This window comes from Rhizobium sp. Root1220 (assembly GCF_001426265.1).
GTDB lineage: Bacteria > Pseudomonadota > Alphaproteobacteria > Rhizobiales > Rhizobiaceae > Rhizobium.
This window is the reverse complement of record NZ_LMDG01000036.1, coordinates 277,216-293,050: the sequence shown is the minus strand read 5'-3', so window position 1 is coordinate 293,050 and position 15,835 is coordinate 277,216. Positions and strand designations below refer to the sequence as shown.

Sequence of the window (15,835 nt, the reverse complement as noted above, 5' to 3'; positions counted from 1 at the left end):
TCCTTCGCGGAAAAGTTGCTGGAGATGGGGTGTGAACGAGGGCGGAATGCGCGGGGAAGAGGGCGGCATATATGCTGACCAAGTCGAGTGCCGAGTTGGTTCGGCAGAGAAACAGTGTGCTCGTGCTCTCCACACTGCGACGACATGGCGCGCTGGCGCATACGGAAATATCAGGTTTTACCGGGCTTTCGTCAGCCACGATCTCGGCCATCACCGCCGATCTTGAAAAAGCGCAGATCATCGAGAAGTCGGAGCAGCAGGCTGCAAGCGGGCGCGGACGTCCGCGCGTCCTGTTCCGGCAGCGGCGCGATTGCGGCTACCTGATCGTCGTCATCATTTCATCCGACGGTGTCCAGTATTCGCTGGTGGACTACGCCGGCAAACTGATCGATCGCTTCACCGAGGGGCGGTCGCATGACCCAGCCGGCGCGGCGCAATTCCTGACTGCCGTTAAGGAAGGTCTGGCGCGCATTCTCAGCCGCTCGCGGATCGAGCAGGACAAGGTCCTGCTGATCTCGGTCAGCAGCAAGGGCCTGGTCAGTTCGAGTGAACCTGTTCTCGTCTGGTCGCCGATCTTCGGCAGCGACCGGATCGATTTTGAAGCTGCGCTGGCGCCGGACTGGCAGGCCAAGATTATTCTAGACAACGAAACCCTGCTGGTCGCCGCCGCGCTCGGTGCGCATGAAGAAGATAGCCATGGTGCCGGTTTTCGGTCGCTTGCAGCGCTTTCGCTCGGCCACAGCATCGGGCTCGGTGTCGTCAAGTGGACGGAGCAGGGACAGCGTGAAATCTCGGCGCCGAATTTTGGCCATATGCTGCATGTGGCCAACGGCGCACTTTGCCGTTGCGGCAGCAGGGGCTGTATCGAGGCCTATGCCGGATTTTACGCGATATTGCGCGCCGCCTTCGAAGTGCCTGTCGATACGATTCCGGCCAAGTTCGTTCCGATCGCCGAACTCGACAAGATCGCCGTTCGGGCCCGCCAGGGTCACCGGACGGCGGCTTTGGCCTTTCGGCAGGCGGGCCTTGCACTCGGCAATGGCTTGTCGCGGATGTTGAGCCTGACGGAGCGCATGCCGATCGCCGTTACCGGCCCCGGCACGCGCTACTACGATCTGCTGCGCCAAGGGATCGAGGAAGGGCTTGGTCAGTCGCACGTGGTGCGCATGGAGGGGATGCCGGATATCCGGCTCGCGGCCGACGAGCAGAATCTGGTCTTCGAGGGGCATTTGAACAGGGCTCTGTCGCGGATCGATGAAGATATCGTCCTGTCCGGGATACAGACAGCGCACTGACCGACGGAAGGATGGATTGACCGTCCTTGGAGTACGAGAAATGGCCGGACGATTGCCCGGCCATCTCATGTGTGGCTTTCGGTCGGGAGAGGGCCGTCAGCCGATCTTGATAAGCTTGCCTTCCCTGACCGACTGGAGAGCGGCGTCGGCAAGCGCCAATGCCGCAAGGCCGTCGGCACCGGAGGGTGAAATCGTTGTGCCTTTTTCGATCGCCGCGATGAAGCTGGCGATTTCGTTGGCGTAGGCTTCGGTGTAACGCGTCATGAAGAAGTCATGCAGCGGCGGGCGCGTATAGCCGTCGCCGTTGGCGACCTCGATCGAAACCGGGCGCTGATTCTCGGCCGACACCATGCCCTTGGAGCCGTGCACTTCGATGCGCTGGTCGTAGCCATAGGTCGCGCGCCGGGAGTTCGAGATGATCGCCTGCCTGCCGGATTTGGTCTGCAGAATCACCGAGACGCTGTCGTAGTCGCCGGCTTCGCCGATTGCCTTGTCGACGAGGACGGCTGCGGTGGCGCTGACGGCCACGGGTTCTTCGCCGAGCAGGAATCGCGCCATGTCGAAATCGTGGATCGTCATGTCGCGGAAGATACCGCCGGACCGCTTGATGTAGTCGACCGGCGGCGCGCCCGGATCGCGCGAAGTGATGGTCACCATCTCGACGTCGCCGATTCGGCCGTCGTCGATGGTCTTGCGAACCGCCATGAAGTGAGGGTCGAAGCGGCGGTTGAAGCCGACCATCAGCTTGCCCTTGGTCTCATCTACAACCTTGATGCAGGCCTTGACGCGAGCAACGTCGAGATCGATCGGCTTTTCGCAGAAGATCGCCTTGCCAGCGCGGGCAAACCGCTCGATCAGGTCCGCATGCGTATCGGTCGGCGTGCAGATGACGATGGCATCGATATCCTTTGCGGCTTCAATCGCGTCGATGCTGCGGACTTCGCAGCCATAAGCAGAGGCGATCGCTTCGGCAGCTTGCGGAAAAGCGTCCGCGACGGCGACGAGTCTGGCGTTGGCATCGCCGCTGACGGCCTTGGCATGAACCTTGCCGATGCGACCGGCGCCGAGAAGACCAAATCTGACTGTCATGAGTACCTCCCTGGAATTCGGAATGAATGAGCCGAATTGCTGTCATTGTGGAATTTTCATTCCATTTTATCCGTTCGGCGTCAAGTCTGCCGCTCTTTCACATTTGCGCAATCCATCCTAAAGACATGTGACAGGTTTACACATGGAAATGCGATGCAGCTGATCGATCCGAACCATCCGTCTTATCGTCCCCTCTGGGGGCGCATTCTCATTGTCGCGGTCTGCTTCGGCTGGACTGCGATGGAGGCCATCAAAGGCGATCCCTTCTGGGCGGTTCTGGCTGGTGGCGCCGGGGTCTATTCGGCCTATGTCCTGCTGTGGAGCTACAAGCCGCCGGAGCCCACGGAAGAAAAAGCCGCCGAAGCGCCGGATAATCAGGACGGCCCCAAAGACACCGAATAGTCAGCGGTTGAGCCGGCGGACCGCTTCGTCGATCAAAAGATTGGCGACGGTCATGCGACGGGTGGCATTGTCGCGGAACAAAGCCTCGACGCTGTCTGGGTGATTGGCCTTGGCGAAACGGCGGCGTTTCTCGCCGAGGCTTTGAACTGTGTCGTCCGACGATATCGCTAGCTCTGCGGCTACCTCGTGTGGAGCGATGCGGCCGAGGTGCTCGGGCATCACGGGCTCGGGTTCCTGCGGCGGGTCCTTTTCGATCGCGGCTTGCACCTCGAATTCCAGATTGTCGAGATAAGCCTGGTCGGGCCGGGCCGATGTGACCGACACGCCCTCCATGACATCGAACGCGAGCCCGGTCGTAAAACCGTGGATGCGAGAAGAAGCCGTCGCTTCCGGCGCATCGCCGTCTTCGTCGTCCGCCTTCAGGCGGTCGAGCACGGACTGGAACACGGACTGGCCAAACAGCATATGCGCACTTTCTTCTGGTGGCGCATATAAAGGCCGTGCAACATGGTGCAGGGCTTGTCAGGCGAGGGCGATCTTTTTGCTCTCTGCGAGAACCGTATCGTAAAGAAGCCGCGCACTCGGGGGCAGGGCCCGCTCTCTGGCGGTAATGATGCTGTAGGGCCTCACATTGATCTGGAAATCGATCGGCAGGATGCGCACATCGGCAGCACTCGATCTCTGGGTGGCCAGAAACTGGGCGACGTCGATCGCGATGGGCGCGATGGCGTCGGTCTGGCAGACGATCGCACAGGTCAGCAGCAGCGACGAGGTGTTGACGATGTTTTCTGGAAGCCGAACGCCATGAGCGAGAAACAGATCCTCGACCGTCCGCCGCAGCAGGGTCCCGGGCGGCTGGAATACCCAGTCATATAGCGACATTTCCGTGAGGCTTGCCGCCTGCTTCTTCAGGAGCGGGTGGCCGCTGCGCACGATCAGGCAAGCCCTCTCGACACCGATCTCCCGGACCTCGAACAGGCGGGGGTTCAGATCGTCCGGAATGCGGCTGATGATGAAGTCGTGGCGTGCAGCGAGCAATTCGCGTGCGAGTACGTTGCTTGTCTCGACCTGGATGTTGACCTCGATGCCGGGAAATGCAGTTCGCACCTGCTTGATGGCCGGTACCACGAGGCTCATGGCCGGCGCAGTTACCGCGCCAATGAACACGGAGCCACCCTTGCCGGTCTTCAGTTCGCCGATCTCCCGGCTTGCTTCCCGTAGTTCCAGCATGATCTTTCGGGCGCGTCTTGCCAGCGCTTCGCCAAACGTCGTCAGAACGACGCCACGCGCTACGCGCTCGTAGAGGGCAGTCTTCAAAATCGACTCCATTTCCGACAGCATGCGCGATGCCGCGGGCTGGGAAATGTTGAGTGCCTCCGCGGCGGCGGAAATCTGGCCGCTATCTTCGATTGCGACGATCATTCGCAGGTGATTCAGCTTCAGCCCCGACCTTAGAAGGCTGTCGTCTCCAAAAATGTCGGTGTGGATATCCACATGATCGGCCGCCAATGCCCTCGAATTAAACGTCATGGTTGTAACCCTCCTATTGCGTTCCATCAAAAGTAATACTTTTTAACGATATACCAAATTTGATATGCACTTTGCCAGTTATTCTATTTGACAGTTATAGGATTCCATACCAGTTTGCCGCCGTGTGCTGGTTGGCACTCAACACGTGTGAGAGCGTGGAGGAGACCTACTTCGTTTCTCACTATGAAGTATGATCCAAGACGGAACCTGCCACAGTTTCGGGGCGGGCGATTTTTCGTCCGCGCATTTAATTAACTAAGGGAGAGAGAGATATGAAATCCATTATCTCATTGATGGCAGCGGCGGCCTTTGGCGTCGCGTCGTTCGTTATGCCGGCTGTTGCTGCCGACAAGGGGACTGTCGGTATCGCAATGCCTACCAAGTCGTCCGCGCGCTGGATCGACGACGGTAACAACATCGTCAAGCAGCTTCAGGACGCCGGTTACACCACCGACCTGCAGTACGCTGACGACGACATTCCGAACCAGCTGTCTCAGATTGAGAACATGGTCACGAAGGGCGCAAAGGTTCTCGTTATTGCCGCTATCGACGGCACGACGCTTTCCGACGTTCTCCAGAAGGCTCATGACGCAGGCATCAAGGTCATCGCTTATGACCGTCTGATCCGCGATTCCGGCAACGTCGACTACTACGCGACGTTCGACAACTTCAAGGTCGGCGTTCTGCAGGCCGGTTCCATCGTTGACGCCCTCGGCCTCAAGGATGGCAAGGGCCCGTTCAACATCGAGCTGTTCGGCGGTTCGCCGGACGACAACAACGCCTTCTTCTTCTATGACGGCGCAATGTCTGTCCTGCAGCCTTACATCGACAGCGGCAAGCTCGTCGTGAAGTCTGGCCAGACCGGCATGGACAAGGTCGGTACGCTGCGTTGGGATCCGGCAACGGCCCAGGCTCGTATGGACAACCTGCTCTCGGCTAACTACACCGACGCCAAGGTTGACGCTGTTCTGTCGCCTTACGACGGCCTGTCGATCGGCATCATCTCTTCGCTGAAGGGCGTCGGCTACGGCACCCCGGACCAGCCGCTGCCGGTCGTTTCCGGCCAGGACGCTGAAGTTCCGTCGGTCAAGTCGATCGTCGCTGGCGAGCAGCACTCCACGATCTTCAAGGACACCCGTGACCTCGCAAAGGTTACCGTGGGCATGGTTGACGCTTTGATGGAAGGCAAGGAGCCTGAAGTCAACGACACCAAGACCTACGACAACGGTGTAAAGGTCATTCCGTCGTACCTGCTGACCCCGGTTGCAGTCGACAAGACCAACTACGAGAAGATCCTCGTCGAAGGCGGTTACTACACGGCTGACCAGCTGAAGTAATTGTTCCAAGTTGGCCGGAACCCGCTGCTTGCGGGTTCCGGTCTTCACTTTTATGATCGCCGTGCCGTCTTTCCGGCCGCTGGCGTTGGATATGGACTATGGACAAAACAATCCTCGAAATGCGGAACATCACCAAGACGTTCCCGGGCGTGAAAGCGCTGGAGAATGTGAACCTCAAGGTTCGCCAGGGTGAGATCCACGCGTTGGTGGGTGAAAACGGGGCCGGGAAGTCGACCCTGATGAAAGTTCTCTCCGGCGTTTACCCAGCCGGAACCTATGATGGCGAGATCGTCTACGAAAATGACGTCCGCAATTTCAAGGTCCTCAGGGACTCAGAAGAAATCGGCATCGTGATCATTCACCAGGAGCTGGCGCTCGTGCCGCTACTGTCGATCGCCGAAAACATCTTCCTGGGCAACGAAGTCGCCAAGAGTGGCGTCATCAACTGGCAGGAAGCGTTCAATCGCACCAAGCAGCTGCTCGGCAAGGTTGGCCTGAAGGAATCTCCGGAAACGCTGGTAACCGACATCGGTGTCGGCAAGCAGCAACTCGTCGAGATTGCCAAGGCGTTGTCGAAGAGCGTCAAGCTGCTGATCCTCGATGAGCCGACCGCTTCGCTCAACGAAAAGGACTCCGATGCGCTGCTCGAGCTTCTCATCGAGTTTCGCAACCAGGGCCTGACCTCGATCATCATCACGCATAAGCTCAACGAAGTGCGCAAGGTGGCCGACCAGATCACCGTCCTGCGCGACGGCATGACGGTCAAGACGCTTGACTGTCATACCGAAGAGATCAGCGAAGACATCATCATCAAGAACATGGTGGGCCGCGAGCTCGCCGATCGTTATCCGCCGCGCTCCGTGCCGATCGGCGAGACGATCCTCGAGGTGAAGAACTGGAACGCCTATCACCAGCATCACCGTGATCGTCAGGTGCTGCATGATATCAACGTCACCGTCCGCAAGGGTGAAGTGGTCGGCATCGCCGGCCTGATGGGCGCGGGCCGTACCGAATTCGCGATGAGCGTTTTCGGAAAGTCCTACGGTCACAAGATCACCGGCGAAGTGCTGATGCACGGCAAGCCCGTCGACGTCGGCACCGTTCGAAAGGCGATCGATGCCGGTCTCGCCTACGTCACGGAAGACCGCAAGCATCTCGGCCTTGTGCTGAACGAAACCATCGTTCACAACACGACGCTCGCCAATCTTGCCGGCGTCTCCAGCGGCACCGTGATCGACAGCATCAAGGAATCGAAGATCGCGGCGGACTACCGCTCGAAGCTGCGCATCCGTAGCTCCAGTATCTTCCAGGAAGCAGTCAACCTTTCCGGCGGGAACCAGCAAAAGGTGGTTCTTTCCAAGTGGTTGTTTTCCGATCCTGACGTTTTGATTCTAGATGAACCCACACGCGGTATCGATGTCGGTGCAAAATACGAAATCTATACTATCATCAACCAGCTTGCCGCCGATGGTAAAGGCGTTCTGATGATCTCATCGGAAATGCCCGAGCTGCTTGGCACGTGCGACCGCATATACGTCATGAATGAAGGACGTATCGTTGCTGAACTGCCAAAGGGAGAGGCGAGCCAAGAAACCATCATGCGCGCTATCATGCGCTCTGGGGAGAAGAAACAATGACTCCGGTCAACCCTTCAACCACCGAGGAAAGCAACGTCGTTTCCGTTGCCGACTACATCCGCAGCAACATCCGCGAGTACGGCATGCTCATCGCGCTTGTCGCGATCATGGTGTTCTTCCAGTTCTACACGGGCGGCATTCTCTTCAAGCCGGTCAACCTGACCAACCTCGTTCTGCAGAACTCGTTCATCGTCATCATGGCGCTCGGCATGCTGCTCGTCATCGTTGCCGGCCATATCGACCTTTCGGTCGGTTCGATCGTCGCCTTCGTCGGTGCGGTGGCCGCCATCATGACCGTCAACTGGCAAATGAACTTCGTGCTTGCCGGCATTCTCTGCCTGATCATCGGCGGAGCCATCGGCGCAGCGCAAGGCTACTGGATCGCGTATCACCGCATTCCGGCCTTTATCGTCACGCTGGCGGGCATGCTTGTCTTTCGCGGTCTTACGCTGTTCGTGCTTGGCGGCAAGAACATCGGCCCGTTCCCGAAGGACTTCCAGGTTATCTCGACGGGCTTCCTGCCTGGCGAAATGATCGACGTCGCCGGAACGCCGCTGCATTCAACCTCGCTCGTGCTGACTGTCATTATTCCGGTGGTGCTGTTCTATCTCGCCTGGCGTCGCCGCGCGGTTAATGAAAGCCACGGCATCGATGTCGAGCCGATGAGCTTCTTCGTTGCACAGAACGTCATCCTGTCGCTGGCAATCCTGTTCCTCGGTTATCAGTTGTCTAGCTACAAGGGCCTGCCGAACGTTCTCGTCGTCATGCTTATCCTGATCGCGGCCTATACCTTCGTAACGCGCCGCACCACGATCGGTCGCCGTATCTACGCCATGGGCGGCAACGAGAAGGCGACCAAGCTTTCGGGTATCAACACCGAGCGCCTGAGCTTCTTCACTTTCGTGAACATGGGTGTTCTGGCCGGTCTGGCCGGGATGATCATCGCGGCTCGCCTGAATTCGGCGACCCCGAAGGCTGGTGTCGGCTTCGAGCTCGACGTTATTGCTGCCTGCTTCATCGGCGGTGCTTCGGCATCGGGCGGTGTTGGCAAGATCACCGGTGCCGTTATCGGCGCGTTCATCATGGGCGTCATGAACAACGGCATGTCTATCGTCGGTCTCGGCATCGACTTCCAGCAGATGGTCAAGGGCCTCGTGCTTCTGGCCGCCGTCTTCTTCGACGTCTACAACAAGAACAAGGGCTAAGCGCAAAGGCGCCGGCCATGCATTCGCAGTCCCATGACCTAACCAGTCCGGCTCCTTCGGGAGCCGGAACGGCGGAGCATTATCCGCGTTATCGAAAAGGATGAAGACCGTGCTTATTTCGCAGATCAAGGGTTCGAACGGAGAGATCATCGTCGCCGTGCGCGAGCCGGGCGGTGCCGCGAAAGCCGTCAACAACGCCGGCAGCGTCTATGCGCTGGCCATGGAAGCCGCAAACGCCGGCAAGTCGCTGGTATCCGTTATCGAAGCGCATGGCCTCGGCGATGAAGTCGATCTCGACAAGGCCTATGCCGAGGGTCGCTTCCTGCCGCCGATGACGCATCCGGATGCTGCACATCTGCACCTAACGGGTACGGGCCTGACTCATCTCGGATCGGCGGCCACGCGCGATTCCATGCACAAGAAGACCTCCGAGGCGGCCGAGGAAACCCTCACCGACTCGATGAAAATGTTCAAGATGGGTCTCGAGAACGGCAAGCCGAAGTCAGGTGAAAAGGGCGTGCAGCCCGAGTGGTTCTACAAGGGCAACGGCTACGGCTCGGCCGCTCCCGGCACGCCGCTGGTGTCTCCGTCCTTCGCGCTCGATGGTGGCGAAGAACCCGAGATGGCCGGAATCTATGTGATCGCCGAGGACGGTACGCCGTTCCGCATCGGCTTCGCGCTGTCGAACGAATTCTCCGACCACGTCACCGAGCGGATCAATTACCTCTATCTCGCGCACTCGAAGCTGCGCCCGGCAAGCTTCGGCCCGGAAATCCGCATCGGTGCGGCGCCTGAGGATATCCGCGGCACATCGCGCATCAAGCGCGGCGACAAGGTGATCTTCGAAAAGCCGTTCCTGTCGGGTGAAGCGAACATGTCGCACACCTTCGCGAACCTTGAATACCACCACTTCAAGTACGGTCTGTTCCGCGTGCCTGGCGACGTTCACGTCCACATGTTCGGCACAGCGACGCTGTCGTTTGCCGACGGCATCAAGGCGGAAGAGGGCGACGTCTTCGAAATCGAAGTCGCCGAGTTCGGTTTGCCGCTGCGCAATCCGCTGAAGATCGACGCCGAAGAAGAGATCGTCGTTAAGCAGCTCTGAGTGTCTCAAGGCCCGGCGGCATCTGTTGCTGAGCCATACTTTCCTATACGGCAAGGGAGGCTTGTTTAGCCAATGACCATTTATCAGAACCTGATCGCCGGCGAGTGGGTCGGCGCAAACGCGACGAAGAACATCAACCCATCCGACACCAATGAAGTCGTTGGCCTCTATGCCGACGGTTCGGCCGAGGACACGAAAAACGCCATTGCCGCTGCCAAGGCTGCTTTCCCTGCCTGGTCACGTTCGGGCATCTGGGAGCGTCACGTTATCCTGAAGAAGACGGGCGACGAGATCATGGCCCGCAAGGACGAACTGGGTGCGCTGCTCGCGCGCGAGGAAGGCAAGACGCTTCCCGAGGCGATCGGCGAAACGATCCGTGCCTCGCAGATCTTTGAATTCTTCGCTGGCGAAGTGCTGCGTCTTGCCGGCGAAATCATCCCGTCGGTACGCCCGAACATCGGTGTCGAGATCACGCGCGACCCGCTCGGCGTCATCGGCATCATCACGCCCTGGAACTTCCCGATCGCAATTCCTGCGTGGAAGATCGCGCCGGCGCTTTGCTATGGTAACACCATCGTCTTCAAGCCGGCCGAACTGGTTCCGGGTTGCTCTTGGGCAATTGTCGACATCCTGCACCGCGCCGGTCTGCCGAAAGGTGTCTTGAACCTCGTCATGGGCAAGGGCTCGGTGGTCGGTCAGGTGATGCTCGACAGCCCGGATGTTTCCGGCATCACCTTCACCGGTTCCACCGGCACCGGCAAGCGTGTCGCTGCTGCCTCGCTCGAGCATAACCGCAAGTTCCAGCTGGAAATGGGCGGCAAGAACCCGATGGTTGTTCTCGACGACGCCGACCTCACAGTCGCCGTCGAAGCGGCGGCCAATTCCGGTTTCTTCTCGACCGGCCAGCGCTGCACGGCATCGTCGCGCCTAATCGTCACCGAAGGCATCCACGACAAGTTCGTCGCTGCACTCACCGAGAAGCTGAAGACGATTGTCGTCGACAACGCCATGAAGCCCGGCACACATGTCGGTCCGGTGGTCGACGAGCGGCAGCTGAAGACCGATACCGACTACATCGAGATCGGCAGACAAGAGGGCGCCAAGCTCGCCTTCGGCGGCGAGCTGATCACTCGCGACACCCCCGGTTTCTACCTGCAGCCGACGCTGTTTACCGAAGCCACCAACCAGATGCGCATCAGCCGCGAGGAAATCTTCGGACCCGTCGTCTCCGTCATCCGTGTCAAGGATTACGAAGAGGCGCTGGCGACGGCAAACGACACGCCGTTCGGCCTGTCGTCCGGCATCGCGACGACCAGCCTCAAGCATGCGACGCACTTCAAGCGCAATGCCGAAGCCGGGATGGTGATGGTCAACCTGCCGACGGCAGGCGTCGATTTCCACGTTCCGTTCGGCGGCCGCAAGGGCTCATCCTATGGTCCTCGCGAGCAGGGCAAGTACGCCGCTGAATTCTACACAACGGTCAAGACCAGCTACACGCTGGCGTAATGGCACGATTGGCGTTCCGGCCGCGCGAGGCGGCTCGGCGCCTACTGAAGGACAGAGATAATGTTTAAGAAAGCGGAATGGCCGCGCAAGCTTAGGTCGCAGGAATGGTACGGCGGCACCAGCCGTGACGTGATCTACCACCGTGGCTGGATGAAGAACCAGGGATACCCGCACGACCTGTTCGACGGACGCCCTGTCATCGGCATCCTCAATACATGGTCCGACATGACGCCGTGCAACGGCCATCTGCGCGAGCTCGCCGAGAAGGTGAAGGCAGGCGTATGGGAGGCCGGCGGCTTCCCGATGGAAGTGCCGGTATTCTCGGCATCGGAAAACACCTTCCGCCCGACCGCGATGATGTACCGCAATCTGGCTGCTCTCTCGATCGAAGAGACGATCCGCGGGCAGCCGATGGACGGCTGCGTGCTGCTCGTCGGCTGCGACAAGACCACGCCGTCGCTAATCATGGCGGCTGCCTCGGTCGACCTGCCGTCGATCGTCGTCACCGGCGGTCCTATGCTGAACGGCTATTTCCGCGGCGAGCGCGTCGGCTCGGGCACGCATCTGTGGAAATTCTCGGAAATGGTGAAGGCCGGCGAGATGACGCAGGCCGAATTCCTCGAAGCGGAAGCCTCGATGAGCCGTTCGTCGGGCACCTGCAACACCATGGGTACCGCGTCCACCATGGCCTCGATGGCCGAAGCTCTCGGCATGGCACTGTCCGGCAATGCCGCGATCCCGGGCGTCGATTCCCGCCGCAAAGTGATGGCGCAGCTGACCGGCCGCCGGATCGTACAGATGGTAAAAGACGACCTGAAGCCATCAGACATCATGACCAAGCAGGCCTTCGAGAACGCCATCCGCACCAATGCGGCGATCGGCGGTTCGACCAACGCCGTCATCCATCTGCTCGCCATGGCCGGCCGCGTCGGCATCGATTTGACGCTCGACGACTGGGACCGTTGCGGCCGCGACGTGCCGACCATCGTCAACCTGATGCCGTCGGGCAAGTACCTGATGGAAGAGTTCTTCTATGCCGGCGGCCTGCCGGTCGTCATCAAGCGCCTCGGCGAGTCCGGCCTTTTGCATAAGGATGCGCTGACGGTCTCCGGTGAAACCATCTGGGACGAGGTCAAGGACGTCGTCAACTGGAACGAGGACGTCATCCTGCCGGCTGAAAAGGCACTGACGCAGTCGGGCGGCATCGTCGTCGTGCGCGGCAACCTCGCGCCAAAGGGCGCGGTGCTGAAGCCGTCCGCCGCTTCGCCGCATCTGCTGACGCATCGTGGTCGCGCCGTGGTGTTCGAGGATATCGACGACTACAAGGCCAAGATCAACGACGACAGTCTCGACATCGACGAGACCTGCATCATGGTCATGAAGAACTGTGGGCCGAAGGGTTATCCTGGGATGGCCGAAGTCGGCAACATGGGTCTGCCGCCGAAGGTGCTGAAGAAGGGCATTACCGACATGGTGCGCATCTCCGACGCCCGCATGTCCGGTACCGCCTACGGTACCGTCGTGCTGCACACCTCACCGGAAGCCGCTGTCGGTGGCCCGCTTGCGGTGGTGAAGAACGGCGACATGATCGAGCTCGACGTACCGAACCGTCGCCTGCATCTCGACATTTCCGATGCTGAACTGGCGCGTCGTCTTGCCGAATGGCAGCCGAACCACGACCTGCCAACCTCGGGCTACGCCTTCCTGCACCAGCAGCACGTCGAAGGGGCCGATACCGGCGCCGACCTCGACTTCCTCAAGGGATGTCGCGGAAACGCGGTGGGCAAGGACAGCCACTAAGGGTTGGTCGTCACAAGAGTTTACGAGAGGCGGGGCGGGAGCTCCGCCTTTTTGATTCTCGGTGCCGTGGTCTGGTGAGAGCACAACTTCGGACCTTGATTGGCCATTTCGGAAGCGGGGGGCTGGAGAAAGATTGCCTGTCCCTTATCTCATCGCGAAATGGACAAGCTGGAGGAGCATGTAGATGGCCAAGAACACGATCTGCGTATGGTACGAGAAGGACGCCGAGGCGGCCGCGCGATTTTATGCCGAGACCTTTCCCGACAGTTACGTCGGTGCCGTAGTCCGTGCGCCCGGAGACTACCCGTCTGGTCAGCAGGGCGATGTTCTCGTGGTCGAGTTCACCGTTGCGGGTGTCGCCTGCATAGGACTCAACGGCGGCCCCGCGTTCAAACATAGCGAGGCCTTCTCGTTCCAGATCGCCACCGATGATCAGCAAGAGACCGATCGTTACTGGAACGCCATTGTCGGCAATGGCGGCGAGGAAAGTGCATGCGGGTGGTGCAAGGACAGGTGGGGCATCTCCTGGCAGATCACGCCGCGAGTGCTAACCGAAGCGATGGCCGTCGGCGGAGCCGAGGCCAAGCGTGCCTTCGAGGCGATGATGACGATGGGTAAGATCGACGTTGCCGCGATCGAGGCGGCGCGGCGGGGCTGAGGGACTGCGTTGCGGGGCGAGGGAAGTCCCCACCTGCGCGCAGTGCCTGACCGAAGCGCCATGACGCTCGCGTGTTCTCAGGGCACCATGTCGGAACGAAACCGCCACCCTCTTCGTTATTCCGTCAGGAGAGCGCCATGCCCGGATTTCGAAAACTGATAGTGCTGAGCGCGTTCAATCGCGATGACGATGGCGCACTCATACCGGCATTCGAGCCACGGTGCATGAAGGGTGAGGAGACAGCAGTCTACGTCGCCCAGACTCTCGTCAACGACTATGCCGGGGTAGTCGTCTGGTGCCGCGAGGGAAATGTAACCATCGGCGAGCAGGGGCCGTCGGTCATTTTATTTCAATCGGGACAAGTGCCGGAATTCGACTAGACTGGTGGTGCAGGTCAATTCGGCCCGCGACGGACGAGGGCAGAATGACCGTTTATTCCGTCAGACATATTACTCACTACACCTACAAGCGGCGGGTGACATTCGGCCAGCACCGTGTGCTGTTTCGGCCGCGCGACAGCTTCGACCAGCGCCTTCTGGATGCGACGATGACAATCGAGCCCGCGCCGGCGCAGGTCCGGTGGATTCATGACGTGTTCGGGAACTGTATCGCCTTGGTCGATATGAATGGCCCATCCGACCATCTTCGGTTCGAAACCAACATCCGTGTCGACCATACCCCGGAGGTGCCTGTCCATTTCGAGATCGACAGCGATGCGCTTACCTATCCCTTCTCCTATGACGAGGAGGAAATACCCGATCTCGCCTGCACCATCACCCGGTACTATGACGACCCGGCCGGCGAGGTTGCCCAATGGGCGCAGCAATTCGTCGGCTCAGGCGTTTCCGATCGGACCGGCCATGTGTTGATGACGCTCTGCTTCGCAATCCACCAGAGTTTCGTCTACAGCAGGCGCCTGGAGCGGGGCACGCAGACCCCCATAGAGACGCTGCGTCGGCGGCAAGGCACATGCCGCGATTTTGCCTTGCTGATGATGGAGGCGGCGCGCTCGCTCGGCTTCGCCGCGCGTTTCGTGACAGGATATGTCTATGTGCGGGACCGGGATGGCTCCAGGACGCTGGGTGGAGGTTCGACGCACGCGTGGTGCCAGCTTTATCTTCCAGGCGCCGGCTGGGTCGAATTCGACCCGACCAACGGGATTGTCGGCAATCGTGATCTGATCCGCGTGGGTGTGGCGCGCGATCCGCGCCAGGCAATCCCGCTCTGGGGCAGCTACGATGGAGAGGCCGAGGATTTCGACGACATGGTCGTGCAAGTCAATGTCACCACCGAGCCGTCGGCTTCCCGATAGCGGGTGCCGCATGGAACTCATCGGTTTCGCTGACGTTCCTGATAACCCGCCGATCGGCGTTGCGCTGCAAAGGAAGCATCATGAAGATCCACGCCGGTTTCACGATAGGTTATCAATGCGTACAACCAACGCCGATGCTGCTTGTCCTCAATATTCATCCCTCCCGACGGGGCGACCTGCTGACCGATCAGGTGCTCACCTTCAACCAGCCGATCGATGCATGGGGGTACACGGACAATTTCGGCAATGCGTGCACGCGGATAGTCGCGCCGGCGGGGCTCACGACGATTTCGACCGAATTCGATATCTATGACGCCGGTCAGCCGGATGTCGTGCCTTTGAACGCCGTGCAGCATGATATCAAGGATCTTCCCGACGAGGTCCTGGTGTTCCTTCTCGGCAGTCGCTACTGCGATACCGACCGGCTTGCTGATTTCGCCTGGAAACATTTCTCCAGCACTCAACAAGGCTGGCCCCGCGTGCAGGCCATCGCTGATTTCGTGCATGGCCATATCAGGTTCGATTACCTGAAGGCCGATCTGCTGCGAACCGCGCACGGGGGCTATACGGACAGAACCGGCGTCTGCCGCGATTTCGCGCATCTGGCGATCGCGCTGTGCCGTTGCATGAACATACCGGCCCGCTACTGCACGGGCTATCTCGGGGATATCGGAGTGCCGCGCGATCCAGCGCCGATGGATTTCAGCGCGTGGTTCGAGGTCTATCTCGGCGGGCACTGGCATACCGTGGATGCCCGCCACAATATGCCGCGCATCGGGCGCATCCTGATGGCGACGGGCCGCGACGCCACGGACGTTGCCCTGTCCACCGCTTTCGGTCCGGCGACGCTCGCTCAGTTCGATGTGGTTACCGACGAGATTGCCAATGACGTCGTGAATATGCAGGCGCAGTTCGGCTCCGGGTCCACATTTTCCCCTGTTCCGTCGCCTTGACGGATT

The 15,835-nt window shown here is 60.0% G+C and carries 15 protein-coding genes; 12 read left to right on the top strand and 3 right to left on the bottom strand.

Annotated features, from left to right (window positions below):
* The first annotated feature begins 71 nt into the window (after window positions 1-71).
* The gene (locus ASC90_RS26155; RefSeq protein WP_056547189.1) at window positions 72-1,295 is read left to right on the top strand and encodes an ROK family protein; all 1,224 of its coding nucleotides are present in this window, start codon (window positions 72-74) and stop codon (window positions 1,293-1,295) included.
* A 96-nt stretch (window positions 1,296-1,391) separates the two neighbouring features.
* On the opposite strand, the gene iolG is transcribed toward ASC90_RS26155, so the two are convergent.
* Window positions 1,392-2,384 carry an inositol 2-dehydrogenase gene (gene iolG, locus ASC90_RS26150; protein ID WP_056547186.1) on the bottom strand — a complete coding sequence of 331 codons (993 nt, stop codon included), beginning with the start codon at window positions 2,382-2,384 and terminating at the stop codon, window positions 1,392-1,394.
* 153 nt (window positions 2,385-2,537) lie between these two features.
* Between iolG and ASC90_RS26145 the strand changes: the two genes are divergently transcribed.
* A complete protein-coding gene (locus tag ASC90_RS26145) occupies window positions 2,538-2,786 on the top strand; it encodes a hypothetical protein (protein WP_056547184.1) in 249 nt (82 codons plus the stop codon).
* Here the strand turns inward: ASC90_RS26145 and ASC90_RS26140 are convergent, their stop codons facing one another.
* Entirely contained in the window at window positions 2,787-3,251 is a 465-nt protein-coding gene (locus ASC90_RS26140; protein ID WP_056547181.1) for a hypothetical protein, read from the bottom strand.
* A 57-nt stretch (window positions 3,252-3,308) separates the two neighbouring features.
* Window positions 3,309-4,316 (bottom strand): LysR family transcriptional regulator, encoded by a 1,008-nt coding sequence (locus ASC90_RS26135; RefSeq protein WP_056547178.1) that lies wholly within the window; start codon window positions 4,314-4,316, stop codon window positions 3,309-3,311.
* Between the two features lie 272 nt (window positions 4,317-4,588).
* Here ASC90_RS26135 and chvE point away from each other — a divergent pair, with 272 nt between their 5' ends.
* The 10 genes from chvE (at window position 4,589) to ASC90_RS26085 (ending at window position 15,829) form a co-directional block, all read left to right on the top strand.
* Window positions 4,589-5,653, top strand: a complete 1,065-nt coding sequence (gene chvE, locus ASC90_RS26130; protein ID WP_056547175.1) for a multiple monosaccharide ABC transporter substrate-binding protein — start codon at window positions 4,589-4,591, stop codon at window positions 5,651-5,653.
* A gap of 98 nt (window positions 5,654-5,751) precedes the next feature.
* Window positions 5,752-7,290, top strand: coding sequence for a multiple monosaccharide ABC transporter ATP-binding protein (mmsA, locus tag ASC90_RS26125; RefSeq protein ID WP_056547172.1), 1,539 nt, complete (start codon window positions 5,752-5,754; stop codon window positions 7,288-7,290).
* The gene (gene mmsB / locus ASC90_RS26120) at window positions 7,287-8,495 is read left to right on the top strand and encodes a multiple monosaccharide ABC transporter permease (protein ID WP_056547169.1); all 1,209 of its coding nucleotides are present in this window, start codon (window positions 7,287-7,289) and stop codon (window positions 8,493-8,495) included. Before mmsA ends, mmsB begins: the two co-directional genes overlap by 4 nt.
* A 109-nt stretch (window positions 8,496-8,604) precedes the next feature.
* Window positions 8,605-9,600: an AraD1 family protein gene (gene araD1, locus ASC90_RS26115; protein WP_056547295.1), complete on the top strand. Its 996-nt coding sequence runs from the start codon at window positions 8,605-8,607 to the stop codon at window positions 9,598-9,600.
* Window positions 9,601-9,672: 72 nt separating this feature from the next.
* The gene (locus ASC90_RS26110) at window positions 9,673-11,106 is read left to right on the top strand and encodes an aldehyde dehydrogenase family protein (RefSeq protein WP_056547166.1); all 1,434 of its coding nucleotides are present in this window, start codon (window positions 9,673-9,675) and stop codon (window positions 11,104-11,106) included.
* A gap of 60 nt (window positions 11,107-11,166) precedes the next feature.
* Window positions 11,167-12,906 (top strand): L-arabinonate dehydratase, encoded by a 1,740-nt coding sequence (gene araD, locus ASC90_RS26105; protein ID WP_056547163.1) that lies wholly within the window; start codon window positions 11,167-11,169, stop codon window positions 12,904-12,906.
* Window positions 12,907-13,090: 184 nt separating this feature from the next.
* On the top strand, window positions 13,091-13,564 hold the full coding sequence (locus ASC90_RS26100) for a VOC family protein (protein WP_056547160.1): 474 nt from the start codon (window positions 13,091-13,093) through the stop codon (window positions 13,562-13,564).
* Between the two features lie 137 nt (window positions 13,565-13,701).
* Window positions 13,702-13,944, top strand: coding sequence for a hypothetical protein (locus ASC90_RS26095; protein WP_056547158.1), 243 nt, complete (start codon window positions 13,702-13,704; stop codon window positions 13,942-13,944).
* Window positions 13,945-13,988: 44 nt separating this feature from the next.
* On the top strand, window positions 13,989-14,876 hold the full coding sequence (locus ASC90_RS26090) for a transglutaminase family protein (RefSeq protein WP_056547154.1): 888 nt from the start codon (window positions 13,989-13,991) through the stop codon (window positions 14,874-14,876).
* A gap of 80 nt (window positions 14,877-14,956) precedes the next feature.
* On the top strand, window positions 14,957-15,829 hold the full coding sequence (locus ASC90_RS26085; RefSeq protein WP_056547151.1) for a transglutaminase family protein: 873 nt from the start codon (window positions 14,957-14,959) through the stop codon (window positions 15,827-15,829).
* Window positions 15,830-15,835: the final 6 nt, after the last annotated feature.